Raw genomic sequence first — 638 nt, forward strand, 5'->3', positions numbered from 1 at the left:
TCAGGCTATCGCGGTCCGATCAATTTGGGCAAGTTTTACGGCCGCTCGACCAGAACTCATCCTGAGGCAATGTCGGGGCTCTTTTACGCGCCCCATGAACCGCAACGGCGCGCGGCAACGCCCGTATCACGCCCTCACCGCCGCCAGCAGCGGTTTCATCCCGACGATGTTCAGCACGCGTGTCAGATTGTAGCCGAGCACGCACAGCGCCATCTCGGTCGCAACTTTCGGCAGCGTCACGCACAAGAAGTGCGTCGCGCCCATGCGCATCTTCAGTGTGCCGAACGGATGCTCGACGGTCTCGCGGCGTGTGCGCATGGCGTTTGGATTCTTGTCGAGCCGCGCCTGAGCGCGTTCGAGAACGTCCTCGTGCACCCATCGCTTGATACGGCGTTGTGGGCTCGGCGTGCACTTCGATTTGAGTGGACAGGTTTTGCAGGCGTTCGTCCAATAGTTGCGCAGCTTCTGGCCGTCTTCGTCGTTGGTATAATAATATTTGAGTTTCTCACCGGCAGGGCAGCGATAAACATCCTCATTTGGCAGATAAGCAAAGTCCTGTTTGCCGAAGCGTCCCGAAGCCTTCGCACCCGATGTCATCGGCTTGGGCAAAGTCACCGTGATGCCAGATTGCTCGCACG

The 638-nt window shown here is 58.8% G+C and carries 1 protein-coding gene; it reads right to left on the reverse strand.

Annotated features, from left to right (window positions below):
* Window positions 1-126: 126 nt before the first annotated feature.
* The coding region (locus IVB36_RS19390) for a transposase (protein WP_247392756.1) at window positions 127-638 on the reverse strand (512 nt) is incomplete at its 5' end.

The organism is Bradyrhizobium sp. 35 (genome assembly GCF_023073215.1).
Lineage (GTDB): Bacteria > Pseudomonadota > Alphaproteobacteria > Rhizobiales > Xanthobacteraceae > Bradyrhizobium > Bradyrhizobium canariense_D.